This window comes from Deltaproteobacteria bacterium HGW-Deltaproteobacteria-18 (assembly GCA_002841885.1).
Lineage (GTDB): Bacteria > Desulfobacterota > Desulfovibrionia > Desulfovibrionales > Desulfomicrobiaceae > Desulfomicrobium.
This window is the reverse complement of record PHBE01000007.1, coordinates 57,495-82,649: the sequence shown is the minus strand read 5'-3', so window position 1 is coordinate 82,649 and position 25,155 is coordinate 57,495. Positions and strand designations below refer to the sequence as shown.

The 25,155-nt window shown below is 61.6% G+C and carries 25 protein-coding genes; 14 read left to right on the top strand and 11 right to left on the bottom strand.

Going from position 1 to position 25,155, the window contains the following annotated elements; genetic code table 11:
- Positions 1-2 precede the first annotated feature (2 nt).
- Positions 3-1,244, bottom strand: a complete 1,242-nt coding sequence (locus tag CVU60_07385) for a phosphopentomutase (GenBank protein PKN42279.1) — start codon at positions 1,242-1,244, stop codon at positions 3-5.
- Positions 1,241-2,023, bottom strand: coding sequence for a deoxyribose-phosphate aldolase (gene deoC / locus CVU60_07380; protein PKN42033.1), 783 nt, complete (start codon positions 2,021-2,023; stop codon positions 1,241-1,243). The genes CVU60_07385 and deoC overlap by 4 nt, the downstream gene beginning before the upstream one ends.
- A 245-nt stretch (positions 2,024-2,268) precedes the next feature.
- Between deoC and CVU60_07375 the strand changes: the two genes are divergently transcribed.
- On the top strand, positions 2,269-2,979 hold the full coding sequence (locus tag CVU60_07375; GenBank protein ID PKN42032.1) for an ABC transporter substrate-binding protein: 711 nt from the start codon (positions 2,269-2,271) through the stop codon (positions 2,977-2,979).
- 54 nt (positions 2,980-3,033) lie between these two features.
- The gene (locus CVU60_07370) at positions 3,034-3,432 is read left to right on the top strand and encodes a hypothetical protein (GenBank protein PKN42031.1); all 399 of its coding nucleotides are present in this window, start codon (positions 3,034-3,036) and stop codon (positions 3,430-3,432) included.
- Positions 3,433-3,443: 11 nt separating this feature from the next.
- Here CVU60_07370 and CVU60_07365 read toward each other — a convergent pair whose 3' ends face one another.
- The 3 genes from CVU60_07365 to recQ are packed head-to-tail and all read right to left on the bottom strand — an operon-like array spanning position 3,444 to position 7,812.
- Entirely contained in the window at positions 3,444-4,403 is a 960-nt protein-coding gene (locus CVU60_07365) for a hypothetical protein (protein PKN42030.1), read from the bottom strand.
- 17 nt (positions 4,404-4,420) lie between these two features.
- Complete coding sequence (locus tag CVU60_07360; protein PKN42029.1) at positions 4,421-5,569, bottom strand: tRNA nucleotidyltransferase; 1,149 nt, start codon at positions 5,567-5,569, stop codon at positions 4,421-4,423.
- Positions 5,566-7,812 (bottom strand): DNA helicase RecQ, encoded by a 2,247-nt coding sequence (gene recQ / locus CVU60_07355; GenBank protein ID PKN42028.1) that lies wholly within the window; start codon positions 7,810-7,812, stop codon positions 5,566-5,568. Before recQ ends, CVU60_07360 begins: the two co-directional genes overlap by 4 nt.
- A 233-nt stretch (positions 7,813-8,045) precedes the next feature.
- On the opposite strand from recQ, the gene CVU60_07350 reads away from it, so the two are divergent.
- The 7 genes from CVU60_07350 (at position 8,046) to CVU60_07320 (ending at position 15,794) form a co-directional block, all read left to right on the top strand.
- Positions 8,046-8,729 (top strand): hypothetical protein, encoded by a 684-nt coding sequence (locus CVU60_07350; GenBank protein ID PKN42027.1) that lies wholly within the window; start codon positions 8,046-8,048, stop codon positions 8,727-8,729.
- Positions 8,726-9,322 (top strand): OmpA family protein, encoded by a 597-nt coding sequence (locus CVU60_07345; GenBank protein PKN42026.1) that lies wholly within the window; start codon positions 8,726-8,728, stop codon positions 9,320-9,322. Before CVU60_07350 ends, CVU60_07345 begins: the two co-directional genes overlap by 4 nt.
- A 25-nt stretch (positions 9,323-9,347) precedes the next feature.
- A complete protein-coding gene (locus CVU60_07340) occupies positions 9,348-11,312 on the top strand; it encodes a metal-dependent phosphohydrolase (protein PKN42025.1) in 1,965 nt (654 codons plus the stop codon).
- A gap of 118 nt (positions 11,313-11,430) precedes the next feature.
- On the top strand, positions 11,431-12,315 hold the full coding sequence (locus CVU60_07335; protein PKN42024.1) for an ABC transporter permease: 885 nt from the start codon (positions 11,431-11,433) through the stop codon (positions 12,313-12,315).
- Positions 12,312-13,103, top strand: coding sequence for an ABC transporter ATP-binding protein (locus tag CVU60_07330; protein PKN42023.1), 792 nt, complete (start codon positions 12,312-12,314; stop codon positions 13,101-13,103). The genes CVU60_07335 and CVU60_07330 overlap by 4 nt, the downstream gene beginning before the upstream one ends.
- 46 nt (positions 13,104-13,149) lie before the next feature.
- Positions 13,150-14,457: a hypothetical protein gene (locus CVU60_07325; GenBank protein ID PKN42022.1), complete on the top strand. Its 1,308-nt coding sequence runs from the start codon at positions 13,150-13,152 to the stop codon at positions 14,455-14,457.
- Complete coding sequence (locus CVU60_07320; protein PKN42021.1) at positions 14,454-15,794, top strand: sigma-54-dependent Fis family transcriptional regulator; 1,341 nt, start codon at positions 14,454-14,456, stop codon at positions 15,792-15,794. The genes CVU60_07325 and CVU60_07320 overlap by 4 nt, the downstream gene beginning before the upstream one ends.
- 184 nt (positions 15,795-15,978) lie before the next feature.
- On the opposite strand, the gene CVU60_07315 is transcribed toward CVU60_07320, so the two are convergent.
- Both CVU60_07315 and CVU60_07310 read right to left on the bottom strand, forming a co-directional pair.
- Positions 15,979-16,203, bottom strand: coding sequence for a hypothetical protein (locus CVU60_07315; GenBank protein ID PKN42020.1), 225 nt, complete (start codon positions 16,201-16,203; stop codon positions 15,979-15,981).
- A 93-nt stretch (positions 16,204-16,296) separates the two neighbouring features.
- Positions 16,297-16,515 (bottom strand): hypothetical protein, encoded by a 219-nt coding sequence (locus tag CVU60_07310; GenBank protein ID PKN42019.1) that lies wholly within the window; start codon positions 16,513-16,515, stop codon positions 16,297-16,299.
- A gap of 111 nt (positions 16,516-16,626) precedes the next feature.
- Here CVU60_07310 and CVU60_07305 point away from each other — a divergent pair, with 111 nt between their 5' ends.
- Positions 16,627-17,121, top strand: a complete 495-nt coding sequence (locus tag CVU60_07305) for a hypothetical protein (protein ID PKN42018.1) — start codon at positions 16,627-16,629, stop codon at positions 17,119-17,121.
- Positions 17,122-17,177: 56 nt separating this feature from the next.
- Here CVU60_07305 and CVU60_07300 read toward each other — a convergent pair whose 3' ends face one another.
- On the bottom strand, positions 17,178-18,977 hold the full coding sequence (locus CVU60_07300) for a bifunctional homocysteine S-methyltransferase/methylenetetrahydrofolate reductase (GenBank protein ID PKN42017.1): 1,800 nt from the start codon (positions 18,975-18,977) through the stop codon (positions 17,178-17,180).
- On the bottom strand, positions 18,974-19,813 hold the full coding sequence (locus tag CVU60_07295; GenBank protein PKN42278.1) for a nitroreductase: 840 nt from the start codon (positions 19,811-19,813) through the stop codon (positions 18,974-18,976). The genes CVU60_07300 and CVU60_07295 overlap by 4 nt, the downstream gene beginning before the upstream one ends.
- Before the next feature lie 152 nt (positions 19,814-19,965).
- Between CVU60_07295 and CVU60_07290 the strand changes: the two genes are divergently transcribed.
- From CVU60_07290 to CVU60_07275, 4 genes are all read left to right on the top strand, one after another.
- Positions 19,966-20,889, top strand: a complete 924-nt coding sequence (locus tag CVU60_07290) for an ABC transporter substrate-binding protein (protein PKN42016.1) — start codon at positions 19,966-19,968, stop codon at positions 20,887-20,889.
- A 75-nt stretch (positions 20,890-20,964) separates the two neighbouring features.
- Positions 20,965-21,849 (top strand): metal ABC transporter ATP-binding protein, encoded by an 885-nt coding sequence (locus CVU60_07285; protein ID PKN42015.1) that lies wholly within the window; start codon positions 20,965-20,967, stop codon positions 21,847-21,849.
- On the top strand, positions 21,846-22,655 hold the full coding sequence (locus CVU60_07280; protein ID PKN42014.1) for a hypothetical protein: 810 nt from the start codon (positions 21,846-21,848) through the stop codon (positions 22,653-22,655). The genes CVU60_07285 and CVU60_07280 overlap by 4 nt, the downstream gene beginning before the upstream one ends.
- A complete protein-coding gene (locus CVU60_07275) occupies positions 22,652-23,128 on the top strand; it encodes a transcriptional repressor (protein ID PKN42013.1) in 477 nt (158 codons plus the stop codon). Before CVU60_07280 ends, CVU60_07275 begins: the two co-directional genes overlap by 4 nt.
- An 83-nt stretch (positions 23,129-23,211) precedes the next feature.
- On the opposite strand, the gene CVU60_07270 is transcribed toward CVU60_07275, so the two are convergent.
- Both CVU60_07270 and CVU60_07265 read right to left on the bottom strand, forming a co-directional pair.
- The gene (locus tag CVU60_07270) at positions 23,212-24,609 is read right to left on the bottom strand and encodes a C4-dicarboxylate ABC transporter permease (GenBank protein PKN42012.1); all 1,398 of its coding nucleotides are present in this window, start codon (positions 24,607-24,609) and stop codon (positions 23,212-23,214) included.
- Positions 24,606-25,154 (bottom strand): TRAP transporter small permease, encoded by a 549-nt coding sequence (locus tag CVU60_07265; GenBank protein PKN42011.1) that lies wholly within the window; start codon positions 25,152-25,154, stop codon positions 24,606-24,608. Before CVU60_07265 ends, CVU60_07270 begins: the two co-directional genes overlap by 4 nt.
- Position 25,155: the final 1 nt, after the last annotated feature.

Genomic DNA, 25,155 nt, shown 5'->3' with positions numbered 1-25,155 from the left:
CCTTAAAAAAGGTTTGAGAGCTCATCTTGAGCAAAAAAAGACCGGCCATGCCCGGTTCCATCCATTCCGAAAAATTGCGTAACGGAGGCCCCAATATCGCTCAGTGTGTCGCGGACACCCATGCATCCGGAGGCAATTCCTGGACCATGAGCCAGCACAGGTACCCGCTCCCGCGTATGATCCGTGCCGGGCCAGGTCGGGTCGCAGCCGTGATCGGCGGTCAGAATGCACAGGTCTCCAGGCATGAGCCGCGACAACAATTCGGGCAGACGTGCATCCAGGGCCTCAAGCGCGCGGGCATAACCGGCCACGTCCCGACGATGACCATGAACCGAATCAAAATCAACGAAATTCGTCATGACCAATGTCCGGTCCCCGGCGCTCTCAAAGGCGGCCAGGGTCGCGGCCATGAGCTGGTCGTGGCCATGGGCGCGGATGCTTTTGCCAACCCCCCGATGAGCAAAAATATCTCCGACCTTGCCAACACACAAGACCGTTCCTCCAGCCGCCGTCAAAAGATCCAGCACAGTGGGCGAAGGAGCGGGGATTGAAAAATCGCGCCGGTTGCCGGTACGCGTAAACGTATTCCTGTCTTTGCCCACAAAAGGCCGGGCGATAACCCTGGCGATGCGGTATTTGTCCGCCAGTTCCCGGGCGATGGAGCAGACTTTGAGCAGACGCTCAAGGCCGAAGGCCTCTTCGTGGGCCGCAATCTGCAGCACTGAATCCACGGAGGTATAGACGATGGGCCGGCCGCTGCGCAGATGTTCCTCGCCGTGGCGGGTCAGAATTTCGATGCCTGAGGCCTTGCAATTGCCCAGCACCCCGGGCAGGGCGGCGCGGGACACCAGCTCGTCCAGCAGATCTTCAGGGATGGAGTTCGTGTCCTGCTCGAAATAGCCCCAGTCAAAGAGTACCGGAGCCCCTGTCATTTCGAAATGACCGCTCGGGGTGTCCTTGCCCCGGCTGATTTCCGAGGCGCATCCGTGCCTGCCCAGAACCTGTCCGGGCACCTCCAGGCCGGGAGGAAGCGTTCCAGTGGACAGCTCGGCCGCCAGACCCAGTCCCAGGGAAGATAGCACCGGGAGCCGAAGCGGACCCTTGCGGCCGTCGTCGGCCAACCCTTGGGCGCAGACTTTTGCGATGTGCCCCAGCGTGTCCGCGCCAAGATCCTTGAACTGGTCCGCATCCGGAGCTCCGCCCACCCCCAGGGAATCGAGCACGAGCAGACAGACCCGCCTCATGCGCACTCCGACGGCGACGTCCCCGATGGACATTTCCCGGATGGACACGTCCGGGCCAGGATGTCGTCCAGCAGACCGCTGGCCCCGAAGCGGAAAGTGCGTGGGCTGATCCAGTCCCTGCCCATGATCTCCTCCGCCAAATCCAGATAAACTTGGGCGTCTGCCATGGTGCGCAACCCGCCTGAAGCCTTGAAGCCCGTCGACGCGCCCTTTTGGGCGCTGACTTCGAGCATGATCCGGGCCGCCTCGGGCGTGGCATGGATCGCGGCCTTGCCCGTGGAGGTCTTCAAAAAATCGGCGCCGTGGTCCACCGCCAGACTGCCGGCCGCACGGATCGCCTCCCGGTTCCCGAGTACCCCCGTCTCGAGGATGACCTTGAGCCGCACCGGGCAGACACGGCGGCATAGATCGAGATACTTTTCCACCTCGCTTTCCCGGCCAGCCAAAAACGCCCGGTAGGGAAATACAAGATCCACTTCCGTGGCGCCAAGGGCAAGGGCCACTTCGATCTCGCGGACGCTGCCCTCAGGGTCAAGGTCGCCCCCCGGAAAATTCACCACCGTGGCCAGCTCTATTCCCTGAAGAGAGCTGCGCTGCAGGCACGCCTTCACCTTGGGAAGGTGGCGGGGAAAAACGCAGATGGCGGCAATCTGGCCGCAAGGCCCGGACGCCCGGGAGCAAAGCGCCTCGATATCGGCGTCGGTCTCGACGCCGGACAGGGAGGTCAGATCCAGAAGAGAAACCATTCTCTGCCCGGATCGAATCGGAGTATCCTGCATGACAGCCTTCAACGGTTGAATGATGATAAACAAACGGCCTTGACTTGACGCAAAAAACAGACCGGCCGGGACAAACAAAACGCGTTTGGACCGGGGCAAAACAAAACATGTCGCAAGCGCGGACGCAAGCCCGGCGTGGGGTCAATCCGCACAAAAAAGCAGATTCTTCTTGTTCACGAAAGCATGCTGCAGTACACACTTCGTTCATGACAAGCCGCCGAAACCCGCACGTACTCCTCATTGCCATGATCGTTCTCCTGGTTCTCCCCGTGTCCGCACGCGCGGACCAGGTGTTCACCGGATCCCCGTTCTGGGAGGGCTTCACCAGCGAGGAAGGCCAAGGACTTTACCATGACCTGATGCGCGCCATCTATGGCCCCGGCGGTAACACGATCCGCCATCTGGAGGTGCCGGCCAAACGCGGGCTCATCATGGTCCGCGAAGGCACAATCGACATCTACACATGCCTTTCGGACCCCGTTGACGGCCTGCAACTGGCTGAGGAACCCATGTACGAAGGCGAATTCCACGCCATTTTCCGCAAGGACGTCTCCCCTTACTGGGACGGAGTAACCTCCATGGCGAACAAACGGCTGGTGTGGAGGCTTGGATATTACAGCCCCAAGGATTTTCCGGTACCCATCCAGTTCAGCGAAACCATCAGCGGGACCGAGGCCCTGGAGCGGGTCCTCCGCGGAGGAGCGGATTTCTATGTCGACGACCGCAACCTCATCTTGGAATCCATGCGGAATCTCAAGACACCGCTCGATGAAAATGATTTCCGCATCGAATCCGTGGGATTTCGCCAGTATTTTCCGGTCTTCTCCACTTCCGAACGGGGCCGGAAGTTGCGCAGGATCTTTGAGGAAGGCATGCACGCCCTGGCCGATCAGGGCAAGCTGGCCCCGATCTACGAAAAATGGCGTCTGCCCATGCCGAGAAAATATCAAAGATAGGCCTGGACTTCAGTACATAACGACATGCCCAAAGCGACCAGGAACACCCCTCTTTTGCCCCGGATCATCATCTTTGTCGTAGGCCTGCTCCTGACTCTTTACGGCACGGTCATTCCCCTGTTGCCTCTGATCGGCTCAAGGGCATCCGGCGAAATCACAGTCATCCGTCGCGAACTCGGCGATCGCCAGAATCCCGTGGCCAACAGCTACAGCTACTCCGTAGGCTTTGAGTTCACCCTCCCGGACGGACGCGTCATCCCCGGCAATACCAAAACCATCGGCACCGCCATGAGCGCAGGCATCTCCAAAGGCGCAAGCGTGGTCTTCTACCTGCCCGCCCTACCCTACATAAACGCCCTGGAACGGGACGTCCGCTTTGATCTCGGCAAGGTAGCCATCCTGGCGGCGGGGCTGTTCTTGTGTTTCGCGGCTGTCAGACGAAAGGTCAAATAGACTCTCCCTTGTCAACGCGCAGCGGCCCTCGACCCGACGCTTACGCTCTCACCCTGCGCCAATTCCTTGAGCCCCGACCCAAAACGGTCGACGCGTAGAATCCGGAAAAGCTCCGCATCGTTGGCCTGCGTGTCACGATAGCCGACGAAATAAACCCGTTTGCCGTCCACGGACCAGACCGGATCAAAGGCGGTGATCTCACGCGGCGTGATCTGCATGTTCTTGCCCACGCCGACCCAGCTGTCGTGCAGGGACAGGGCGGAACTTGGTTCGTGCATGATATTCTCAAAGCGAGGGGTACCGGGAACCGAATGACTGAAGACGAGCACCGTCGGGTCGGCGGGACAGACCGAAAACGTGTCCAGGCTGGTGACGCTTTGCGCCTTTGAGCCCATGATATCAGCCAGCGGAACGCTTTTGAGCACCCCACCGGCAGGGTCAACCCAGTAGGCATTCACCATGTCATGGACCAGCAGGGAGTCCTCCGGGGTAACGGACAGCGAGCACAGAAAACCCACGTTCTCGCCGTCCTCCCGCAAGGCAGTGCCCAGAGCCGAACCGTCGGCCGCCACGACCATGAGACTGGTGAGCGCGCGGGCGTCTCGGGCCACAAAGGCGATCCATGCACCCGTCCCGGACCAGACCGGGGAGGAGGCCGCGAAAAGCGATGAAGAGATCCTCGTTTCCCTTCCGCTCCCTGAATCGAAAGTCCACAAATCGGACATCTCCCCATCATCCCCGGCCCCGCTCGGGCGGAAAAAGGCGATCAGTCGTCCGTCCGGACTGACACCAGGCCTTGCTCCCTGGACGAGGCGCTTCTGCTTCCCGCCCTCACCATCGCAGCTCCAGATCCACCCCTGGCGCTCATAGACCAGGATGTCGTCCGCCGCGCTGGAGGCGGCCTGCCCGGTCAGCGCAACAAGACAGAAAACAAGACCCATCGCCAGGCCGCCTGTAACAGACCACCTCATAAAACCTCCTTCGGGGTTCATCCCGACGTACCCGCCCTGCCGTCTCCATCTGCCGTTTCGCGCCGGGACCTGCCCGCAAGTGCCTCGCAACGCATCTGCAACAGGATGTCCGCACTTTTGGGACCCAGGTCACGATGCTTGTCCGGCAGACGCACGGACTTGATCAGATCCAGATCGCGCCGCGCCGTCTCCAGCTGTTCGCCGCCGTGATCCGCCGCCACCAGCCGGAAAAAACTCTCCATTATCCCGGCCTTGTCGAGTTCCAGCAGCAGGCGCACCCTGGTCGAGGGCTTGAGGTCTGCGTAACGTCCGGCGGCCATGTGCCAGCGCGCGGCCAAACGTCCGGCCGCACCGTGGCGGTTCGGGAGGCGCAGGCGCAGGGCCAGTTCCCGCGCCATGTCCGGGCCGACCGCCTCGTGGCCGTGATGCCGAGGCAGAAGCTCTGGAGGCGTCACGGTCTTGCCCAGATCGTGACACAGCGCCATCCAGACCCCGAGAGCGTTCCCGGCGCACCTGTCCATAACCCTGGCGGTATGCTCCAGCACGCTCGCATCGTGAAACTGGGGCGGACCGGCCGGCATGGTGTGCGCATCCCTGAACTCGACCAGCCACGGTTCGAGCTTGCCCCCGGCCTGCAGCATGCGCAAAAAATTTCCCGGCGCAGACGCGGCGCAGGCCTTCAAGACCTCCTGTCCGACCCTCTCCGCAGCCACCCGGCCAAGCGCATCGACCGTAACACCGTGCATGGCCTCCAGCAATTGCGCGTGCACCGTGAAATCTGGAAATACGGCGGAAAACCGGGCCGCGCGGATCGCCCGTAGCGGATCGGCCAGAAAGTTGGCCGGTGCCACGGGGCGCAGAATCTTCTCGCGCAGATCGCTGAGCGCCTGGGGGTGGGCCACAATCTCGCCGGCATCGTCCCTGGCCAGGGCGTTTATGGTCAGGTCGCGGGACTGAAGATCTTCCTCTATGCTCGAAAAATCCGAGATCGTGTACTGACTGGTTCCACGCACAAAGACCGGGATGCCTTGCCCGACCCTGACCAGCCCCGGTACCCGCCGCCTCAGCTCCCGTTCGTCCCCGCCGATGGCCACAAAATCGAGGTCCACGGGTTTTTGCCCCCGCACCTGATCGCGCACCGCCCCGCCGACAAGATAAATTTTCATTCCTGCTCCGCCTGTTCCCTCAGCATCCCGGCCTGGACGCAACGCAGGATCTCGTAGCTGAATTCACCGTCGAGGGCCTCGATCACCGCGCCAAGCGAGGCCGCACCGCGCAGCCGCATGGACCTGATGCTGTCCTCGATGCGGGAGAGTTGCCCACGGCTCAGGCCCGTCGCCTGCGCAGCCGAGACATGCCCCAGGGCGATGGCCTTGACCAGATGCCCGTAGATGGTGGCGGGCTTCAGGCCCCTGGCTTCGGCTACCGCCTCGACACTGCCGTTTTCCTGGAAAAGATCCAGGCTGGTCTGTTCCGTGCCGGACAGAACCTGCGCTGCGGGCCTGGTCTTCTGGACGCGCGGCGCGGGAGCGTCAGGGACGTCATCCGGTCGGCCATGTTCGGATTCGTGACGTTGCAGAATCTCGACAAAACGCTCCCCATAGGCCCCAAGCTTCATTCGTCCCACCCCGCTGATGCCTTGCAGGTCCTCGACGACCCGAGGCCTGTAGCGGACCATCTCCAGAAGAGTCCGGTCGGAAAAAACCGCGTAGGGCGGCACGCCCTGTTCGCGGGAGATCTCCAGCCGCAATGCGCGCAGATTTTCCCACAGTTCGCGGGCCTCGGGCGAGGACACTTCCGCCATCTTGGGCGCCAGGGTTTTTTGCACCCCCCTGACCGGCACAGGGTCCCGGCGCAGAGGCACGGATCGCCCGCCCCTCATGACTTCCCAGCTGTGGGCATTGAGCTTAAGGGCCCCATACCCTTCCATGTCAACGTCGGCCAGCCCTGCCGCCACCAGCTGACGATAGACGCTCAGCCACTCCGGACGGGAGAGCTCCGTGCCGATGCCGAAAGTCGAGACCGTCCCATGCCCCCAGCGCTCGATGGCCTTCGTCTGCTTGCCGACCAGCACATCGGCCAGATGCCCCGCGCCAAAACCTTCCTGCACCCGATAGATGGTGGACAGGGCCTTCTGGGCCGCCACCGTCCCCTCCCAGGATTCAACAGGCTCAAGACAGATGTCGCAGTTTCCGCAGGGCTCGGGCAGGTCCTGGCCGAAATAGCGCAGCAGCACCTGCCGCCGGCAGTTGGTGGTCTCGCAGTAGCCGAGCAGCGAGGTCAGCTTCTGCTGCTTGAGCCGTTCGTGCCGCACCCGGCTTTCCGCCCGTCCTTCCTGAGAATCGGCAGGGAGGCGGGTCGTGCCGGCGTCCATGGCCACCAGTCGCCGCAACATGGCGATGTCGCCCAGACCGTAGGTCATCAGAGCCACGGCGGGCAGACCGTCGCGCCCCGCACGCCCGGTTTCCTGATGGTAGGCCTCAAGGCTCGTGGGCGGATCGAGGTGCACCACGAAACGCACGTTGGGCTTGTCCACGCCCATGCCGAAAGCGACGGTGGCGACCATGATCACCCCGTCCTCGCGCATGAAACGCTCCTGGTTTCGCTCCCGCGTGGCCGGATCCAGCCCCGCGTGGTAGGGCAGGGCCGTAAGGCCCAGTTTGCCGAGACTCGCGGCAGTGGCCTCGACCTTCTTGCGGGACATGCGGTAGACGATGCCCGCATCGCCTGCAGGCTGCGCGCGCAGAAAAGCGGCCAGCTGCTGCTCGGGATGATCCTTCAGCGCGACTAGATAGCGGATGTTGGGACGGTCAAAACCCGAGGCAAATACCCGCGCCGACTCAAGTCCAAGCTGGCGGATGATGTCCGCCCGGGTCAAATCATCGGCCGTGGCGGTCAGGGCCAGACGCGGCACCTCTGGAAAACGCTGGGCGATCATTCCGAGACGCGTATATTCAGGCCTGAAATCGTGGCCCCACTGGGACACGCAGTGCGCTTCATCAATGGCGAAAAGCGCCAGTGGAACACGCCCGAGCTGCTCCAGAAAACCAGGCATGAAAAGGCGTTCAGGGGCAACATAAATCAGATCCAGCCGTCCGGCCAGCAGTTCGGCCTCGACTCCCCGGGCTTCGGCCGCTGAAAGCGAGGAGTTCAGGTAGGCCGCGCGCACGCCGTTTTGAGTCAGGCTCTGCACCTGATCGCGCATGAGCGCGATGAGCGGGGAGACGACAACGGCGGTGCCGGGTCGGATCAGGGCGGGAATCTGATAGCACAGGGATTTCCCCCCGCCGGTGGGCATGAGCACAACGGCATCACGCCCGGCCAGCAGGGTTTCGATAATGGCTTCCTGCGGTCCGACGAACCCGTCGAAACCGAAAACCGTACGCAGAACATCAATGGGTTTGGGCATGGAGACCTCGGTCAAGGGTGATTTGGGCTCTGCCCTACTCAAAGCGTGGAGCTTCTGTCAAAGTACGCAGGCCAAAGCGGCAGGGCATCCGCGTCGCCCCCTCCGGCAGGGCGTCGCCCACCACCAAATTTGCCTACGCGGTCCCTATGCGGCCCCTGAGGGCCGCAACCTGACGGATAATCACCGACAACAAGGCTCCACGAATCAAGATTATTAGACCCGGCAAGGGATCAATGCAAGGAGACTCACCCCCCTGGCCGAAACCCAATAATTCAGCACGTCATGTTTACAATCCACTATATCTGATCAAACGAGACATCACGGCCATCGTTCATCAGCGCCCATCATCACCGCAAAAAAACAACCGCACGCCTGGTCCTGCACACACATTGCTTGAACTATACTTGAATAATATCAAAGATCGAGGTATTATTGATAATTGTCGACAAACCCAAACACCCCGGAGAACTCCCATGCATCTGTTCATGCTCCTCGTCCTGAGCATCATTCTGCACAGTGGCACAGCCCAGGCGGAATCAGACGTGGCCGGCTTCATCAAAACCACCGAGGGAAGCGGACAAATTTTGCGTGCGGGCAATGCCATTCCTGCCAAGATTGGAGACATCCTTTATGTAGAGGACAGTGTCATCACCTCGGATCAAAGCACTATCGGGATCATGCTTGAAGACGACACTGTTCTTTCTCTGGGGCCAAACAGCCGTCTCGAACTGAACGACTTCGCCTTTGCACCACAGGAAGAAAAATTTTCCATCGCCATACGTCTGCTCAAAGGTTCCTTCGCCTACATGTCCGGAGTCATTGCCCGGCTTGCCCCCGAGAAAGTTCGCATCGAAACGCCGGATGCGGTCATCGCCGTTCATGGCACACGTTTTCTGGTCAAGGTGGTGGAACAATGATCGCGCGGACTCTCTTTCTCATCCTTTGTCTGGCCTTTGCCGGTTGCGCAACCAAGGGCACAACCGTAGTCCTGCTCGCGGACCCCGACGGCTCGGTCGGGCAGGTAAAGGTCAGCACTCCGGCCGGAACGCAAAATCTTTCCGCAGCCGGACACAGCACAAGAGTCAGCGATTCCTCGGCCGCCCCCAGCGCACTGCGGACCCTCGATCAGGAAAAGATTGAGCACGAGTATGGCCAGGTTCTCCAGGCGATGCCCAATCCGCCCGAAACCTTCCTGCTCTACTTTGAATACGGCAGAGCGGAACTGACCGCCGAGTCGAAGCCCGTTCCACTCATGATCATCGAAGCCATCACCAGACGCAATTCCCGCGATGTGCGCATCAACGGCCACTCGGACACTGTCGGACATCGAGAAGACAACGCCCGCCTGTCTCTGGAGCGTGCGGAGAGCGCGCGGGATATCCTGGCCGGACAGGGAGTCGATCCGTCCATCATGAAGGTGTTTTCCCACGGTGAGGGCAATCTGCTCATCCCCACCGCCGACGAAATTCCCGAACCCAGGAACCGCCGCGTGGAAGTACTGGTCCGCTGATCACCGCACGGCCAGGCGTCAATAAATGAAGCCACACAGATACCGCCGCCGGGACATCCTTCGCCTGCTGGGCACCGGATGCGTCATCACGCTCTGTGTCGTGGTCCTGCATGTCATGCGCCCGGAGTTGCTCACCCACTTCGAGCGCAAGGTCTATGATGTGCTGCTGTCCCAAACCAGTCAGCGGACACCGGGGCCTGTGCCGGTACTCATCGCCATCGACGACAAGTCCCTGACCGAACTGGGTCAATGGCCCTGGCCGCGACATTTGCTGGCAAGCCTGATCACCCGCCTGCGCGATGCCGGCGCAGACATCGTGACCCTGGACCTGATCCTCTCCGCCCGCGACAGGACCTCCCCGCTGCTGGTACAGGAAGAACTGCGCCAAGCAACGGGATTCTCAATTGATCTTCAAGGGTTGCCCCGGAACAGGCTGGACCATGACCGTCTGCTGGCGGAAGCTCTGGCACAATTGCCGACCGTTCTGGGCTACAAGCTGCTCTTTACCCCGAATAGCAGCAACGACCCCTTCTGCGACGTTCATCCGATCCTCTCCGGACAAACCATGCCTGGCGGATTTTCGCTGCACACGGCAGATAGCGCCGTCTGCCCCCTGACGATCCTGACAGCGGCCGCGACAAATTCAGGTTTCATCAACGCCCTGCCCGACTCCGACGGAGTCATCCGAAGAATCCCGCTCACGGCGCTGCACGCGGACGAACTGCTGCCAAGCCTGATCCTGGCAACGGTCATGACCCGGGGCGAAGCCGCCATCGGTCTGGGGCAAGATGCCGACGGAAACTTCGTGCAGTTTGGCCGCAAGCGCACGCACATCGACGCGCAGGGCAACGTGCTGCTCAGATATCGCGGCCCCAGCGGAACCTTTGCCACGTACTCCGCGGCCGACATTCTCAGCGGCCCCCTGCCGAACTTGCAGGGCTGTGTGGCCATTGTCGGCCCTACAGCCTCAGGGCTTGGCGACAATCATGTCACTCCCGTGGGCCGGGTCTTTCCGGGCATTGAAATCCATGCCACCCTGCTCGACAACCTGCTCCAGAATGACGCCCTCACCCGACCGGCCTGGGCCATCGGAGCGGAAGCATGCGCCATCGTGATCGTCGGCCTCCTGTCGAGCCTGTTGATGATGTTCGCCGGCCCCCTGTTCTGCGCGGCCAGTCTGGTCCTGGGGGTGACAGGGGCGTGGAGCGCCAGCCTCTGGCTTCTGAACGGACCCGGCTACTGGGTTTCGCCTTTGACCACTGAAATAATCCTGCTGGGCAACATGGCTCTTTTGAGCCTCGTCAAATACGGCATGGAGGAACGCGAATTGCGCATCCGCAGCAAGCAGCTGCTCAACGCCCAGGACGCCACCATCATGAGCCTCACCGCGCTGGCCGAAACTCGCGACCCCGAAACCGGCGGGCACATCCGGCGCACTCGCGAATATATCCTCGTCCTGGCCCGCGTCCTGGCCCGAAAATCAAAGTACAAAAAACATCTCGACCGGGAGGCCCTCGAACTGCTCTACAAATCCGCGCCCCTGCACGATATTGGCAAGGTCGGCATAGCCGACAGCATCCTGCTCAAGCCAGGCTCGCTGACCCGCGAAGAATTCAGGGAGATGCAGCGTCACACCACCCTTGGATCCGAAACCCTGGCCGAGGCGGAACGCCAGAGCACGGACAGCGGTGACCGCTCATTCCTGGCTCTGGCGCGCGAAATCGCTCTCTCCCACCATGAAAAATGGGACGGCACAGGCTATCCGCATGGGCTCAAAGGAGAGGCCATCCCCATCGGGGGCAGGCTCATGGCGCTGGCCGATGTCTATGATGCGCTGGTCACGAAACGCGTCTACAAGGACGCCATGCCGCACGATGAGGCCTGTCAGATCATCCTGGACGGACGCGGCTCCCATTTCGATCCGGACGTAGTCGATGCATTCGAACTGTCTCAGCAAGAGTTCCTGGAGATCCGCACCCGCTACGACTGATTCTGCATCAGCCAAACTTCGGGCGCAGCCACAGACTTGTTCTTCCACCCGCCCCCATGTATGTCCCGCACAGCGGGCAGACGCGGCCCTATCCATTCACATCCAGCACCAACACGACATGACCCTCTACGCATTTTTCGGAGCCCTGGAACAGGGTTTTTTATACGGCATCATGGCCCTCGGGGTGTACCTGACCTTTCGCATCCTCGACTTTCCGGACCTGACGGTTGACGGCAGCCTGCCTCTGGGGGCTTCGGTCAGCGCCGTGACCATCACCGCCGGGCACAGCCCGTATCTGGCCCTTGCGCTGGCCTCGGCGGCGGGGTTTCTGGCCGGCGCGGTGACCGCGATCCTGAACACCAAGCTCAAAATCCTGCATCTGCTGGCCTCCATCCTGACCATGATCTCGCTTTATTCCATCAATATCAGGATCATGGGTGGGCCCAACGTAGCGCTTCTGGGCACTCAGTCGGTACTGACGGACCTGGAAAACCTGGGCCTGCCGCTCTATCAGCTCACCCCCGTATTCTTTTTTATTGTCGCGGCCCTCATCACGTCCGGGCTGATCTGGTTCCTGCACACCGAATACGGGCAGGCCATGCTGGCCACCGGCGACAACCGGCAGATGATCACCTCCCAGGGCGTAAACACGGACAACGTCATCATTTTCGGTGTGGGCCTCTCCAACGCCCTGGTCGCCTTCAGCGGGGCGCTCATCGCCCAGAATCAGGGCGCGGCGGATGTGAACATGGGCGTGGGCACCATCGTCGCGGGGCTGGCCTCGGTCATCCTCGGCGAAACGGTCTTCGGCAAGGCGACCATCGCCCGGGCCTGCATCGCCGTCATCGTCGGCTCCATCCTCTACCGCACCGCCATCGCCCTGGCGCTGGGTTCAAAACTCGGCAGCTTCTCCTTCACCCCCAGCGACCTGAACCTGATCACCGCCTTTCTGGTCATCGCGGCCCTGACCTCGCCCATGCTCAAGCGGAGGTTCACCCGATGATCCGCGTCCAGGCCATCAACAAGTATTTTCACCGCGGCAGTGTGAACGAAGTGCACAGCCTGCGGGACCTTTCCATCGATATCGAGCAGGGCGACTTCATCACCATCATCGGGTCCAATGGCGCGGGCAAGTCGACCTTCCTGTCCTGCCTGGCCGGGACCCATGCCCTCGACTCCGGGAGCATCACCATGGCCGGGACGGACGTAACGCGCTGGCCCGAGCACAAGCGCGCCCGCTTCATCGGCCGCGTCTTTCAGGATCCGCTTATGGGCACCTGCGCCAGCGGCTCCATTGCCCAGAACATGGCCCTGGCCCAAAAAAGGGGACAGCGCCGCGGCCTTGCCCGAGGCGTCAAGACGGCCGACAGGGAAGCCTTTCGCCAGCACCTGCGCGTACTGGGACTTGGGCTTGAAGACCGCATCCAGGACCGGGCAGGCTTGCTCTCCGGCGGACAGCGCCAGGCCCTGACCATGGTCATGGCCACCCTGGTCCGACCCGAACTGCTGCTCCTGGACGAGCACACCGCAGCCCTTGATCCCAAGACCGCAGGCCAGATTCTGGAGCTGACCCGAAACATCGTCGCCGAACACGGCCTGACCACGCTCATGGTCACCCACAACATGCATCAGGCCCTGACCATGGGCAACCGGCTGATCATGATGCATCGGGGTCGCATCATCTTCGACGTACGCGGAGAGGAGAAAGAGGGGCTTACCGTGGAGGTCCTGCTGAACAAATTCCAGAGCCAGGCAGATGCGGAAGTTTCCGACAGGATGCTGCTGGGCTAATCTTCAGCACACTCTTTGCTAGGCCAAAAGCTGGCAAGGAGGAAAAATGAAACACGAAACCCGGCTTTACCGCATCCCCCTCCTGACTGCACTGGTGCTGATCATGGCGCTTTGCGTCTGGGTCTCCTGGTCCTGGCAAGGGTATTCCGACCGCTCCATGGAGTGGCGTCGGCAGCGTGCCCAGGACAGCTTCGCCACGCTGAACGCGGTCATCGCATCCATGAGCAACGGCGAACTGACCGACTGGAAACAGGTTGAGACCGTACTCTCAAGCATCATTCGCGGTTCGCGCACCCTCTTTGTCGTGGTCCAGGGCCGTCATGGTCGCCTGGCCCAGACCGGGACGATGCCGGAATTCCTGATGACCAACAGCACCCGGGGCGAAATGGACACGGACGATCTCTATGTCATGTGGTCCCCCCTGCAACCCGCCCACATCCCCGCCAACTGGACCGAGGCGCTCGAAGCGACCAACCTGGGCCTTGGGCTTTGGCCGTACAGCAACCCGGTCATGTACCTGGGTTTTCGCAACACCTCGGAAAATTTCACCACGTCCTGGTTCTGGCAACGTCAGGGCCCTATCTTCGCCTCCGCCCTGGTTTGCATCCTCGCTGTCACGATCGTCTGGATCACTGGCATACGCCGCCGCATCCTGGCCGGCGAACTGGCCGCCGAACGTATCCGCAGCGCGCATCTGGAAGAACTCGGCCTTGCCGCCGCCGGTCTGGCCCACGAGACCAAGAACCCGCTCGGCATCATCATGGGCATGGCCCAACAGATCGAAGCCCGGCACGATATTCCGGCCGAAAGCCGGGCCATGCTCGGGCACATCATGGACGAGGTGGACAAGGCCTCGTCTCGTCTGGGAAACTTCATGAACTTCGCCCGTCAGCGAAAACCCAGCCTCGCACCTGTGCGCATCGACAGGCTCTGCCGGGAAGTGGCCCACATCCTCGGACCCGACTTCGAAGCTGGCGGCGTCGAACTTCTGACTCAGGTCAAAGCCACCACCATCCATGCCGACGAAGCCATGCTGCGCCAGGTACTGGTCAATCTGCTTTTAAACAGCCTGCACGCCTCGCCGGCGGTTACGACGGTCAGGATCGCACTCGGCAACCGGGAGCGCAGGCTGCTCCTCACCGTTGAAGACCAAGGGCACGGCATCTCCTCCGAACTGCTGCCGGACATCTTCAAGCCCTACGTCAGCGGATCGCCCACGGGCCACGGGCTGGGATTGGCCATTGTCAAACGCGTGGTGGAGGCTCATGGTTGGAAAATAAGTGCCCGGTCCGTCCGGGGCCAGGGCACGACCATGACCATTTCCGGCATCAAACCCGCAAGAGAGACTTCATGAACAGATCCATTCTGGTCGTCGACGACGAGGTCCGCTACCGTGAACTCTACGCCCGCGTGCTGCGAGGCGCGGGACTTGACGTGCTGGAAGCCGCAAATGCTGCCGACGCGCTGGGATTTCTGGGCCGTGAACCGCTGGACATGATCATCAGCGACGTACGCATGCCAGGCGAAAGCGGACTCGATCTGCTTCGCCGGGTGAGGGCCAGAAAACCGGAACTGCCCTTTCTTCTGGTCACCGCCTACGCCGATGTGCGCGAGGCCGTGGACGCCCTCAAACTCGGAGCCGTGGACTATCTGGCCAAACCCGTGGATCTGGACGAACTCCTTGCGGCCGTACGCGACACGCTGGGCGTGGACGCCGGCACGGACACGGAAATCCCCGCCGGATCATTGGCCGGCATCGTGGCCGAGAGCCCGGCCATGCGCGTCGTACTGCGCGACGCCTACCGCGTGGCGCCCAGCGACGCCACGATTCTTCTGACCGGCGAGAGCGGCTGCGGAAAAGAGGTCGTGGCGCAATTCATCCACCGGCACAGCGCTCGTGGCGACAAGCCCATGGTCCCGGTCAACTGCGCGGCCATCGCCCCGGCCCTGCTGGCCAGCGAACTGTTCGGGCATGAAAAAGGCGCCTTCACCGGAGCAGTAACCAAGCGCAAGGGATATTTTCGCGAAGCCCATGAAGGGACCCTCTTTCTCGACGAAATCGGCGACATGCCCCTGGAGTTGCAGCCGTCCCTGCTGCGGGCCACGGAAACCGGGCGCATCACCCCCGTAGGCTCGGACAAGGAGGCTCTCATCGACTGCAGACTCATCGCGGCGACCAACCATGACCTGGAAACCGACGTGGCCGAGGGGCGTTTTCGTCAGGACCTCTTCTACCGGCTGAACGTCATCACCATCGATATCCCCCCCCTGCGGGAGCGCCCGGAAGACATCCCGCCCCTGGCGCGGGCCTTCCTGAACAAGGACAAGACCGAAGCCAAAAGGCTCTCGCGCGCGGCCCTGCAGACTCTCATCAGCCACCCCTGGCCGGGCAATGTGCGAGAACTGGCCAACGCCATGTCCCATGTACGCCTCCTGAGCCAGACCGACGTCATCCTGCCCGAACATCTTCCGCCCGCCGTGCGCAGGTCCGCAGGCAAGACCGCTCCGGAATCACGAGGCCTCTTGCCGGAAGATGCCCCGGCCCAGGCCAAGACCCTCGAACAGCACGAAATCGAGGCCGTCACCGCCGCCCTGAAGCAAACCGGAGGCAACCGCACCCACGCGGCACAGCTCCTGGGCATCACCCGGCGCGGACTCATCTACAAGCTCAAGCGCCTCGGACTGGAATAGATACGAGTTCCGCCAGCTGTGAAAAGAGTGCTCAAACAGGCCTGAACTGCACAACTTTTATCCACACGTCCCTCTCCTCGGCGCCGCCTGGCGCCGGACTTTCCCCGCCGAACGCCATCTTCCCGCCTTGGCACGCCACTTGCCTTGGAATCCCTCAATAATCCAGGGAGGAACCATGGACACCTTATTCAAAAATACACGCCTGCCGCTCCTTGCGGCTCTGCTCTGCCTTCATTTCCTGGCCATGCCGGTCCAGGGAGCGCAAAAATTGCCCCAGGAGCCGCAAAGCCCTGCCGAACACGAATTCAGGAAAAAGGATTCCCGTCCAAACGACCGGAAGCCCACCGATTTCAAGGACTCGCGCCATGGCCGAGACAAGCAGGAACAACATGCTGATTTCAAACCGCATTCTCGGCGCGACAACGCCGGACCTGATAACCAGGCGCTGGCCCTGCCCAAGCCCACTGCCTCCGAGCGAGGCGCTTTAAATGAAGCAACTGAGTCAGGGGGCAAAGGTCCTGGATCCGCAAGTACTGCAAAGATGCCCCCTACGGCCGACCTCGAGCGCCATGACCAGGGTCCGAAGCGCCTCGGACATGACTCGACCGATAAGCGTCAGAACAAAAAACGCCGCGTCGTTCATGTCGCACAGCCCCGGCAGCAAACCCCGCTGCAACAAAGCCTTTTTGTCTCCCACGATAATGGCGGACGCGATGATCATCGAGACTCAAGACGGTCGTGGACCTATTATCAAAGGGATTATCGGCAAATAAAAGACAGCGGCAAGCGCTCCTCGCAATTGCGTCATGACGGCGGCAAAGGGCAACGGCCCGTGAGCATCACGCGCGTGGTCCACAAGATTCCCTCGCGCCATGCCGTAGTCGTGCACGGTCGGGACAGATATCATTATTATTCCGGCAGGTTCTATCGTCCCTGGAACAGCGGATTCATCCTGGTACGCCCGCCGCTCGGCCTGGTCGTGCTGAACATTCCGCTGGGCAGCCGTATGGTTCTCTCCGCCGGCATCACCTACCATGTCTTCGGCGACGTCTTTTACCGCAGGGTGCCCACGGGCTATCAGGTTGTGGAACCGATACGCAGCCACATCGCAAGCCGTCCGGATCGGGTTGAAGTCATCATCGACCTCCTGAACATCCGTTACGGCCCGGAAACCTATGAGGCGGTCATCTCCCAGGTCGGGCGCTACACAGTCCTGCGCGTGCTCGGCAGCGCACCCGGGTGGCTCTATGTGGAAGTGGAGGGGGAAGAAGATTTACGCGGGTGGGTCATGGAGCGCTACGTCAGCAGCGGTGGTGGTCTGGGCTGACGGATTTCCCCCATGAAAAAAAACGGCCGGGAAAATATTCCGGCCGTTTTTTTATTTCAGCGCCCCAGCCGTCGCATCAATTCAAGGGCCATGGCGTGGCGGTTGAAGGGCGGAATGATGTACACCCCGGCAAAATGAGGCCAGGCGTACTCCAGCAGTTCCCAGGCGATGTTCACGCCCTCTTCCTGGCCATGCTCTCCGGCACGGGCCATGCGCTCACGGGTTTCGGACGGAATCTCGATGCCGGGAAACTCGTTGTGCAGAAACTCGGCGTTGCGGCTGCTCGCCAGCGGCATGATGCCGAGCACGATGGGTGCGGTTATGTGCGCGGTCGCGGCCAGAATTTCATCCACGCGCTCTTTGGAATATACGGGCTGAGTCAAAAAATAGCTTGCCCCGGCCGCCATTTTTTTCTCCATGCGCCCGACCTGCAGCGCCATGCTCCGGGTATTGGGATTGAAGGCGCCGCCGATGCAGAAATTGACGGGCAGGCGCATGGAATCCCCATAGTGGTTGCGTCCCTCGTTGAACCCGGCCAGAAGCGCCATGAGTTCAAGCGAACGCAGGTCGTAAACTCCCGAGACCCGCTCCGCGCTCCCGGCCGAAGGCGGGTCGCCGGTCACGGCCAGGACGTTGTGCAGATTCGATGCGGCCAGCCCCATGATGGTCGATTGCATGCCGACCAGGTTGCGGTCGCGGCCCGTCATGTGCACCACCACGTCCACGCCGGTCCTGGCACGGACCATGCCGGCCAGCACGATGTTTGACAGGCGCGGCACGGCCAGCGGATTCTCGGCGATGGTGATGGCGTCCACGCCGGCGGTGGCCAGGGCCTCGGCCGCCGCCAGGACCGGCTCGACATCGAGATGCTTGGGCGGGTCGAGCTCCACCAGAATGACCTTGCCCTCGCCAAGACGACGGGACAGGCGGGTTGGGGCGGCTGTCTGCGTCCTTGTCTCGTCCGGCGACACGGAAATGATCCGCGCCTCGGGGGAACCCGCGTCAAGGACACGCACCAAAGCCGCGATATGCTCCGGGGCGGTGCCGCAGCACCCTCCCAAAAGGCGTGCGCCATAGGTCGCGCAAGCCGCGGTGCGACGGGCGAAATACTCGGGAGAGGACGCATAGATGAGACGATCGCCGGAAGACTCGGGAAATCCCGCGTTGGGCAGCACCGAGAGCGGGACCGTCACGGGGCCCAGCCCCTGCACGACCTCCAGGGCATTCTTGGGGCCGATCCCGCAGTTGAGGCCCACCACGTCGGCACCGGCCCTGATCAGGGCGTCGAAACATTCACGGGCCGTGCGCCCTGAATGAGTCCGCCCGCGCTGGGTGAAAACCATCTGCGCGGCAACGGGCACGGATACCCCGGCCTTGACCCCGCGCAGGGCGGTCAGCAGGAGAGACAGGCTGGCGAAGGTTTCAAGAATGATGAAATCGGCGCCCCCTTCCACCAGGGCCTGAGCCTGCTGACTGAAGATATCCTCCAATTCCCCCTGGCTGAACGGATCAAGCCCCATGCGCCCCAATGGCCCCATGGCCCCGGCAACCCAGCGACCGGCCCCGGCCTCGGCGCGTGCCAGTTCCGCGCCACGCAGGTTGATCTCGCGGGTCCTGTCCGCCAGATCGAAACGCCCGAGCTTGGCCCTGTTGGCCCCGAAAGTGTTGGTCTCGATGATCTCCGCACCGGCGTCTGCGTAGGCCTTGTGGATGGATCGCACCAGCGCCGGATCGGTCAGGTTCAGGGCATCGTAACAGGATGAGCTGTCCACGCCGCGATCAAACAGCAGCGACCCCATGGCCCCGTCGGCCACCACCACCCGCTCGCCCAGAGCCGTCAGGATGTGCTGCTTCACCGTCCGCCCTCCAGACCGGCCAGGCCGACCCGGTGCACATCCGCGACGTCGCGCTGCACGGTGCGGGCATAGCTTACCGCCGGATGACCGAACATCATGGCGTACATTGAGCGATGATCGGCCGGGATGCCAAGCGCCCGTCCAAGCTCCGGAACCACGCTCTGCAGAGCCCAGCGCGCAAAGCCGCACCAGACGGTGCCCAATCCCAGGCTATGGGCCATGAGCTCGAAATAGGACAGGGCTATGAACGGATCCGCGTCCGGAGCGGCCGAATCCCTGGGCGCGGAAGCGATGATCATGTGCGGAGCCTTGCGATAGATGATGTCCCGCCCCTGATCGTAAGGGGCGACCATCTTGGCGAAGAACTCCATGCCATCGGGCAGGCTGTCCTCGAGCACGGCCTTGCGGATCCCGTCCATGGTCCGGACCCGGATCTGTTCCATCACCTGCGGGTCGTCAACCAGGGTGAAGCGGACCCGGCGCTGATTCTTGCCCGTCGGCGCATGGGCGACCACGTCCATGAGCCTGTCAAGAATTTCCCCGTCAACGCTTTCAGGACGGAAGCGACGTACTGAACGTCGGCTCTTGATCAGATTTTCCAGCGCATCGGGAGACGGGGGCAAAACCGGAGCGCTCCGATCCGGGTCCTTGCCCAGAATGGAAAGGGCTGCGGTGGGACAAACGGCCAGGCAGTGCTGGCACCCGATGCAATACGACTCCCGGTGCTCGGGAATGCGCGGCAAGCCTTCGTCCATGGTTATGATGGACACCGGGCAATCGGCCGCGCATTCTCCGCACTGTACGCAGCGGGTCTCGTCAATGATGAAATCAAGCATGCTTCCTCCAAAAGTCATGAGCGTGAACATTTCCCTCCTACGGCGTGAGCGGTGGATGCACAAGTGCGGCAAAGGCACGCAACTTTGTTGCACGAACCTTGACTTCATGCAATTCTGTTGCATAAATATCCTTCCAAAATCATGGAGGAAAAATGAGAAAAAACCTTTGCTTGCTCACCTTGTTACTGAGTTTGTTCTCAGTCTCGGCCCAGGCCGCTCCCTCCGCCTTCGTGACCATAACTCCGCAAAAATACTTTGTTGACAAAGTCAGCGGCGGCGAGGTCCCCGTTGCGGTCATGGTCGAACCCGGGGCCAATCCCCACGCTTACGAGCCAAGGCCAAGGCAAATGGCCGAACTGGCCAAGGCCAGCATCTACTTTGCCATCGGCGACAGCTTCGATCAGACTTGGCTTGAGCGGATCATGGGCGCAAGCCCGAAAATGACCGTCGTACACACGGCCGAGGGCATCGCAAAGATTCCCATGAGCGAGGAGCATCACCACGAAGAAGACCACGCCGGGGATGGACACGTGACGGAGGCGGATGATGCCGGACGCCACGACCAGCACGATCCTGACCAGGGCATGCTCGACCCGCACATCTGGCTCGATCCCGCGCTGGTCAGGATTCAGGTGGCTCACATCCGGGACGGTCTCAGCCGTGTGGATCCCGATCGGGCGGATCTCTATGCCGCCAATGCTGCCGCCTTCGAAAGGGAACTGGACGAACTCGACCGCGAAATCCGGTCCATTCTGGCACCGTTGCCCCCGGAAAAACGGACATTCCTTGTCTTCCATCCCTCATGGGGCTATTTTGCCAAGGCCTACGGGCTGACCCAGGCATCCATCGAGGTGGACGGCAAGGAGCCAAGCCCCAGGGATCTGGCGCGGATCATCGCGGCCGGCAAGGAATCGGGGGCCAAGGTTGTTTTCGTGCAGCCGCAATTTTCGCAGAAAAGCGCCACCGTCATCGCCAAGCAGATCGGAGCCACGGTTGTCCGCCTCGACCCTCTGGCCGAGGATTGGGCCACGAATATGCGCAGCGCTGCCCGCGCCTGTGCCGACGCACTCAACTAAAGGACTTCAAAAGCGATCATGACGCCGGGGCACTTCAAGGCCCGGCCATCTTCAACTCATAAAACCGGAAAGCGCATGAACACGCACGACCACTCCTGCCCCACCTGTTCCGGACATGGCCATCCGATCATTCCCGAACCTCACTTCAGGCCCCTGCCGGGAACGGGGACCCCTGTCATCGAGCTTCAGGGCGTGAGTTTCGCCTACGACGATCGGGAAGTGCTCTCGGATGTCGACCTGAAAGTCTCAAGCGGCGACTTCATGGCCGTGATCGGTCCCAACGGCGGGGGCAAGACCACTCTTGTCAAGCTTATCCTCGGTCTGCTCGCGCCCAGGGCAGGGACGGTGCGCGTGCTCGGAGCCGATCCGCTCTCCGTGCGGCCCGCAGTGGGGTATGTGCCGCAGCACGCGCTCATCCAGCCAAGCTTTCCGGTCACGGTCCATGAGGCCGTCCTGCTCGGACTGCGCCGGGAAGGCGGGCTGCTCTCTACCGGGCGCTGGCCCGGCTATCGCGCCAGGGACAAGGCCAAGGCCATGGAAACCCTGCGCATGGTGGACATGGCCGAACTGGCCACGCGCCGCTTCGACGCCCTCTCCGGAGGACAAAAGCAGCGCGTCCTGGTGGCCCGGGCCCTGGTTTCGGATCCGGCCCTTCTGCTCTTTGACGAGCCCACGTCAAACATCGACCCCCAGGGCAAGGTCTGCCTCTTCGATCTGCTCTCGGCGCTCAGTTCCTCCATCACCATAGTCATGGTCAGCCACGACCTCATCTCCGCCTCCACGCGCATCTCAAGCGTGGCCGTGGTCAACCGCAAACTCATCCAGAACCAAAGCCGGGAACTCACACCATCCATGCTCGAACTCATCTACGGCACACACGACGCATCCTGCCCCCTGGACACCTACATACGGGAAGTGTCCTCCATCTTCGGCCAGACCGGCCCGCGGGGTTCCATATGAACTCCGTGCTCGGCATGGAATTCATGCAAAACGCCCTGATGGCGGGACTGCTGGCAAGCCTGGCCTGCGGCATCATCGGCTCGCTGGTGGTCGTCAACCGGCAGGTCTTCATGGCCGGCGGGGTGGCTCACACCGCATACGGCGGAGTGGGCCTGGCCTTCTACCTCGGCCTCCCCGTCCTGCCCTGCGCCGTGGGCTTCACGGTGCTGGCCGCGCTGATCATGGCCCTGGCCTCCTTTGGCCGCAGCGAACGCAGCGACGGCATCATCGGCATCATGTGGGCGGCGGGCATGGCCTTTGGAATCATCCTGCTGGATCTGACCCCGGGCTACAACGTCGATCTGATGAGCTACCTCTTCGGCAGCCTTCTGGCGGTGCCCACAAGCGACATCTGGTTCATGCTCCTGCTCGATGTTTTCATCCTGGCCGTGGTCCTTTTCTGGTACAAGGACTTTCTGTCCCTGTCCTTCGACATGGAATTCGCACGCTCAACCGGCGTGCCCGTGCGCATGCTCTACGTCCTGATGCAGGTCATGACCGCCGTGACCGTGGTCATGGTCATCCAGGTCGCTGGCCTCATTCTGGTCATCGCGCTTTTGACCATCCCTCCCATGCTGGCCGAACTCTTCACCAATTCCCTATGGAAGACCATGGCCCTTGCAACCCTGGCCAGCCTGTTCTTCTGTCTCTGCGGACTGGCGGTCTCCTATCATCTTGACCTCACATCCGGAGCGTCCATCATCGCCGTGGCCACGACCGGATACGTCCTGGCCTGGAGCGGCAGATCGCTTTGGAGGCGGACATGAGGGCGCGCATGCCCGCAAAGACGGCCGCCAAACGATTGAAGGAGGCGGGCCTTGAGAGCACCGATCGCCGCCTGCAGGTGCTCATGGAGGTCGGCAACACGGCGCATCCGTCCAGCGCACAGGAAATTCTGGAAAAGATCAGCGCCAAAAACGACATCAACCGGGTCACGGTGTATCGCATTCTCGATCTGCTGGTGGAACACGAAGTCCTGAACCGGCTTGGGCTCGGCGAAAAATCCCAGCGCTTCTGCCTGCGGGGCGCCCATGAAGACGAGCACCCGCACTTCCACTGCACCCGATGCGACTGCTATCTGTGCCTGAATGTTCCCCACCTGCCGCTGGACCGCCAAGCCCTGGACGATCTTTCCCTGGACATCCGCCACGTCGACATCCGCCTGGAAGGCATCTGCCCCGCCTGCCAGAAAAAGTTGCGCGAACCACATGAATCGTCGTCACCCGTCAAGCCTGAATAGAAATCCTCACGCAGACAGAAGCATGAAAAAACCGGGCTCCTCGCGAAGCCCGGTTGCAATGCAGTTTATCCTCAGCAAACCCGTCAATACCCTTTGAGCTTGTCGATATACTCGGGCAGCCACAGGGATATTTGCGGGATGTAGGTGACGAGGATCAGGAAGAAAAGCAGAATCATGAGCCACGGCAGCGCCGCGCGCACGACCCAGGTCAGGTCGCGCTTGGTTATGCCCGCCGTGACAAAGAGGTTGAGCCCAACGGGCGGAGTGATCAGCCCGATCTCCATGTTGACCACGCAGATGACACCCAGATGAATGGGATCGATGCCGAGCTTGACCGCGATGGGAAAGAGGATCGGGATCATGATCATGGTGATGGCCGAAGGCTCCATGAAGTTGCCTGCCAGGAGCAGCAGGATGTTGACGACGATCAGGAAGCCCCAGGCCGGCAAACCCCAGCCGACAATGGTCTCGGCGATAAGGTGCGGAATCCGCTCCGTGGTCAGAACGTGGGCAAAAAGCATGGCGTTGCCGATGATAAAAAGCAGCATGATGCTGACCTTCGCGGCATCCAGGACCACGTGCCGCACTTCCGGATGAACCCAGGACCTGGGAATGGCCGCCAAGGTCTGCCACAATCCGCGAAACAGAGCCGAAGCCAGGGGCTCGTCAACTTTGCGCAGGGGAACTTCCTTGAGCGGGCCCATGTCGCGATAGACGAAGACTGCGATCCAGTAGGCATACACGGCCGAAATGGCCGCCGCTTCCGTGGGACTGCAGATGCCTCCGTAGATGGACCCGAGCACGATGACGACCAGCATCAGTCCGCCCATGGCCGTGAATCCGGACCTGAAAACCTGCCTGAATCCCGGCCAGGCCAGGGCCGGATAATTCTTGATCCGGGCCACGATGTAGATGGCGATCATGAGCAGCAGTCCCAGGCAGATGCCGGGGATGAAACCGGCCATGAACAGCCGGGCCGCCGACTCCTGGGTGGCCGCCGCGTACACGAGCATGACGATGGAAGGCGGAATGAGGATACCGAGCGTGCCGGCGTTGCAGATGACACCGGCCGCGAAGGATTCAGGATAGCCCGAACGGACCATGCCGCCAATGACGATGCTGCCGATGGCGGCCACTGTGGCCGGCGAGGATCCGGATACGGCGGCAAAGAGCATGCAGGCCAGGACCGAGGCCATGGCCAGGCCGCCCTTGACATGCCCGATGCAATCGAGAGCGAAGTTGATGAGCCGCTTGGCCACGCCCCCCGTGGACAAAAACTGGGAGGACAGGATGAAGAACGGAATGGCCAGCAGGGTATAGTGTTCGGAAACCGATTCAAAGAGTTTCAAGGCGATGGACGCCAGGGAATCGTGGGAAAAGAACAGGATGGTCGTGATGCTCGAAAGACCCAACGCAATGGCGATGGGCATCCCCGTGGCAATAAAGAGGAAGAGCAGGGTGAACAGTGCCGCAGTTGTCATTCGTCGTCTCCATCCAGGGAAGTCCCCTCTTTTTGCGCCAGATACATGCTCTCCTTGGCCTCATCCAGCAGCTTGAAACCTTCCTGCCTGCCCTGGATGACTGCCCAGAGAAGGTCCAGAAGACGGATGGCCAGCATGATCATGCCGCCAAAGAGGATGCTGTTGGCAATCCATTTGGGGACAGGAATGTCCTCAAGGTGGATCCCTATGCTTTTGAGCTTCCCGAGATAGACCCAGCTGCCCACGAGAAACAGCCCACAGTAGATGAGGCACAGCAGAATGGCCACGATGGAGATGGTTCTGCGCACATTCGCCGAAAACAGCCTGACCAAGGCGTCGACACCGATATGCGAACCGACCTTGATGCCGTAGGAAACCCCGAACATGACCAGCCAGCCCGACAGCAGCAGAGTCAACTCCTGGGCCCAGTGGATGCCCACGTTGAACCCGAACCGCATCAGCACTTCCATGAAAACCAGGAGTGTCATCGAAGCCAGGAGGAGGGAAATGATCCCCTCCTCCACTTTGTTGATGAATGTATTCATG

Excerpts from the sequence above, each read along its gene's own strand:
- CVU60_07270 (PKN42012.1), bottom strand. The coding sequence starts at position 24,609 with ATGACAACTGCGGCACTGTTCACCCTGCTCTTCCTCTTTATTGCCACG.
- CVU60_07360 (PKN42029.1), bottom strand. The coding sequence starts at position 5,569 with ATGAAAATTTATCTTGTCGGCGGGGCGGTGCGCGATCAGGTGCGGGGG.
- CVU60_07320 (PKN42021.1), top strand. The coding sequence starts at position 14,454 with ATGAACAGATCCATTCTGGTCGTCGACGACGAGGTCCGCTACCGTGAA.
- CVU60_07315 (PKN42020.1), bottom strand. The coding sequence starts at position 16,203 with ATGCGGTTTGAAATCAGCATGTTGTTCCTGCTTGTCTCGGCCATGGCG.
- CVU60_07385 (PKN42279.1), bottom strand. The coding sequence starts at position 1,244 with ATGAGGCGGGTCTGTCTGCTCGTGCTCGATTCCCTGGGGGTGGGCGGA.
- deoC (PKN42033.1), bottom strand. The coding sequence starts at position 2,023 with ATGCAGGATACTCCGATTCGATCCGGGCAGAGAATGGTTTCTCTTCTG.
- CVU60_07340 (PKN42025.1), top strand. The coding sequence starts at position 9,348 with ATGAAGCCACACAGATACCGCCGCCGGGACATCCTTCGCCTGCTGGGC.
- CVU60_07335 (PKN42024.1), top strand. The coding sequence starts at position 11,431 with ATGACCCTCTACGCATTTTTCGGAGCCCTGGAACAGGGTTTTTTATAC.
- CVU60_07330 (PKN42023.1), top strand. The coding sequence starts at position 12,312 with ATGATCCGCGTCCAGGCCATCAACAAGTATTTTCACCGCGGCAGTGTG.
- CVU60_07365 (PKN42030.1), bottom strand. The coding sequence starts at position 4,403 with ATGAGGTGGTCTGTTACAGGCGGCCTGGCGATGGGTCTTGTTTTCTGT.
- CVU60_07310 (PKN42019.1), bottom strand. The coding sequence starts at position 16,515 with ATGATCATCGCGTCCGCCATTATCGTGGGAGACAAAAAGGCTTTGTTG.
- recQ (PKN42028.1), bottom strand. The coding sequence starts at position 7,812 with ATGCCCAAACCCATTGATGTTCTGCGTACGGTTTTCGGTTTCGACGGG.
- CVU60_07350 (PKN42027.1), top strand. The coding sequence starts at position 8,046 with ATGCAAGGAGACTCACCCCCCTGGCCGAAACCCAATAATTCAGCACGT.
- CVU60_07375 (PKN42032.1), top strand. The coding sequence starts at position 2,269 with ATGATCGTTCTCCTGGTTCTCCCCGTGTCCGCACGCGCGGACCAGGTG.
- CVU60_07275 (PKN42013.1), top strand. The coding sequence starts at position 22,652 with ATGAGGGCGCGCATGCCCGCAAAGACGGCCGCCAAACGATTGAAGGAG.
- CVU60_07280 (PKN42014.1), top strand. The coding sequence starts at position 21,846 with ATGAACTCCGTGCTCGGCATGGAATTCATGCAAAACGCCCTGATGGCG.
- CVU60_07325 (PKN42022.1), top strand. The coding sequence starts at position 13,150 with ATGAAACACGAAACCCGGCTTTACCGCATCCCCCTCCTGACTGCACTG.
- CVU60_07265 (PKN42011.1), bottom strand. The coding sequence starts at position 25,154 with ATGAATACATTCATCAACAAAGTGGAGGAGGGGATCATTTCCCTCCTC.
- CVU60_07285 (PKN42015.1), top strand. The coding sequence starts at position 20,965 with ATGAACACGCACGACCACTCCTGCCCCACCTGTTCCGGACATGGCCAT.
- CVU60_07290 (PKN42016.1), top strand. The coding sequence starts at position 19,966 with ATGAGAAAAAACCTTTGCTTGCTCACCTTGTTACTGAGTTTGTTCTCA.
- CVU60_07345 (PKN42026.1), top strand. The coding sequence starts at position 8,726 with ATGATCGCGCGGACTCTCTTTCTCATCCTTTGTCTGGCCTTTGCCGGT.
- CVU60_07295 (PKN42278.1), bottom strand. The coding sequence starts at position 19,813 with ATGCTTGATTTCATCATTGACGAGACCCGCTGCGTACAGTGCGGAGAA.